The 2,494-nt window shown below is 66.1% G+C and carries 2 protein-coding genes and 1 pseudogene; 1 reads left to right on the top strand and 2 read right to left on the bottom strand.

Annotated features, from left to right (window positions below):
• Window positions 1-930: acyltransferase family protein (locus WBF82_RS16235; RefSeq protein ID WP_424384004.1), on the top strand; the 930-nt coding region annotated here is incomplete at its 5' end.
• On the opposite strand, the gene WBF82_RS16230 is transcribed toward WBF82_RS16235, so the two are convergent.
• Together WBF82_RS16230 and WBF82_RS16225 are read right to left on the bottom strand one after the other, a co-directional pair.
• Window positions 896-2,368 (bottom strand): AMP-binding protein, encoded by a 1,473-nt coding sequence (locus WBF82_RS16230; RefSeq protein ID WP_424384003.1) that lies wholly within the window; start codon window positions 2,366-2,368, stop codon window positions 896-898. The two genes, WBF82_RS16235 and WBF82_RS16230, sit on opposite strands and share 35 nt — an antisense overlap.
• A pseudogene (locus WBF82_RS16225) lies at window positions 2,365-2,494 on the bottom strand (phosphotriesterase-related protein); the annotation flags it as partial. The gene WBF82_RS16230 and the pseudogene WBF82_RS16225, both read right to left, overlap by 4 nt.

Below are 2,494 nucleotides of genomic sequence, written 5' to 3'. Positions count from 1 at the left end.
GGTTCGCGCCCGTCGACCGGTCATTACCTGCGATCGCGGGTGGTGCGGATCATGCCGGCCTACGTGGTGGCCGTCGTTGTCATCCTGACCCTGCTGCCCGACGCCGATCACCCAAGCCTGACCGTGTGGTTGGCAAACCTCTCACTCACCCAGGTCTATGTGCCGCTGACGTTGACCCACGGGCTCACCCAGATGTGGAGCCTGTCGGTGGAGGTCACGTTCTATCTGGCATTGCCGATCCTCGCGCTGCTGGCACGGCGGCTGCCGGTCCGCGCTCGAGTGCCGGTGATTGCGGCTCTCGGCGCTGCCAGCTGGTTGTGGGGCTGGATTCCTTTCGCCGCTCCGGCCGGGATCAATCCGCTGAACTGGCCGCCGGCATTCTTCTCCTGGTTCGCGGCGGGAATGCTGCTCGCAGAGTGGGTGCACAGCCCGCCCGGGTGGGCGCTTCGGCTGGCCCGACATCGGGTGTTGATGGCCGTCGTCGTGGTGGCGGCCTATCTGGTGGCCGCCTCACCATTGGCCGGGCCTGCGGGCCTGGTGCCGAGCAGTGCCGCGCAGTTCACCGTGAAGACCGCGATGGGTGCGTTGGTGGCGGCGGGTCTGGTGGCCCCGCTGGTGCTGGATCGGCCCGGCACTGGCCATCGGCTTTTGGGTACCAGGCCGATGGTGACGTTGGGACGCTGGTCCTACGGGATTTTCATCTGGCATCTTGCGGCGCTGACCATGGTGTTCCCGGTGATCGGCGAATTCTCGTTCCGAGGCCACATGCCCGAGGTCTTGGTCCTGACGCTGATCTTCGCGATCGCCATCGCCGCGGTAAGCTACGCGCTGGTCGAATCGCCCTGTCGAGAAGCATTGCGGCGCTGGGAGTCTCGCAGGCACGAGATTCGCAGCGTCACCCAGCGTCAAGAAGACGCAATCGCGCCATGACCTCGGCGCGCACTGCCGAGCGTCGCGCCTTGCCGGCGTCGTCGCGCAGCGGCGTATCGACGAATTCGACGGTGGCCGGCACCTTGTATGCGGCGATGCGCTCGCGCAGAAACGCCTGCACCGTCTGCTCATCCATTGGTGACGCCGCCTGAACCAGCGCGTACGGCACCTGGCCCAGATCCTCATCGGGTACACCAACGACCAAGCAGGACAACACATCCGGATGCGCCGACAGGGCGTTCTCGATCTCGGCCGGATAGACGTTGCGGCCGCCGACGGTGAACATGTCGACCCGGCGATCCGACAGGTACAAGAACCCGTCCTCGTCGAAATAGCCCAGGTCGCCCAGCGAGTCCCAGCCGTCGCGGGATTTCGCCGTCGTGCCGACGTACCGGTAGGTCGGTGGGCTGCCGGGGCTGGGGCGCATATAGATCTCGCCAATGACGCCGGGCGGGCACGGGTTACCGTCGTCGTCGAGCACCTTCATCTCGCCGGCAACGACGATCCCGACAGACCCGCGGTGGGTCAGCCACTGGTCCCCGGAGATGAAGGTCAGCGCCTGTAATTCGGTACCGCCGTAGAGTTCCCAGATCTTCTCCGGGCCCAGCAGGTCGATCCAGGCCTGCTTGATCGCCGGCGGGCAGGGCGCTCCCAGATGCCAGAACCGCCGGATCGACGAAAGGTCATAGGCTTGCGGGTCGGCGTGGTAGACCGGCAGCAGTCGCTGCATGATGGTCGGAACCGTCGTCAGGAACGTGACGCGATGTTCGGCGATCAGCCGGAGGAACTGCTGCGGGTCGAACCGGCTCATCAGAATTAGATGATGGCGCATCAGCAAAGCGATTGTGGCGGTGGTGAAGCCGGTGTTGTGGCTCAGCGGCACCGGCACCATGGTGGTATCGCCCTCCTGGGCGCCGAGGGGGTATCCGATGGCGGCCGGTATGCGGCTGTCAATGCCGGATTCAATGAGCTTTGGCCGGCCGGTGCTCCCGCCGGACCCCATCGCCTTCCACACCGGTGACACCGCTTCGGGCAGCGCAGCGTCAGACAGGCCGGGGTCGGGCACGAAACCCGCTGGAAAGCTTGGTATTTGGTGATGGTCCCGCCCCACCAGCAATTTTGGCGGCCGTAAGTCCAGCATGCCTTGCAACTCGGCGTCTGGCAGTCGCGCGGATAGCGGTTGGGGCACCGCGCCCAGTTTCCAGCACGCCACCGCCGCTTGAATCCCCTCGATCGAGTTGGGCAGCACCATGGTCACGTAATCGCCGACGCCGACGCCGCGTTCGGCGTAGGCGCGCGCCAGCCGGTTGGTCGACCGGTCCAGCTCACCGCGGGTCAGCGTGCACCCATCGCAGGTGACGGCCGGTTCATCGGGGGCGAGCGCGGCCAGCGCCGAAATCTGCGTGCCGATCGGTGGGATCGGCTCGCTCTGGGTCATTGATAGCCGCCCTGCCGCTCGAAGATGCGGCGCGGGTTGTCCACCAGCATGGTGTGCAGCTGCTCGTCGGTGACGCCGCGTTCCTTCAGCGCGGGAATCACGTCGTTGTGGATGTGCAGGTAATGC

Origin of the sequence: Mycobacterium sp. (genome assembly GCF_049673265.1) — a bacterium.
Taxonomy (GTDB): Bacteria; Actinomycetota; Actinomycetes; order Mycobacteriales; family Mycobacteriaceae; genus Mycobacterium.
The sequence above is the reverse complement of the archived record's forward strand: the minus strand, read 5'-3'. Positions and strand labels throughout refer to the sequence as shown.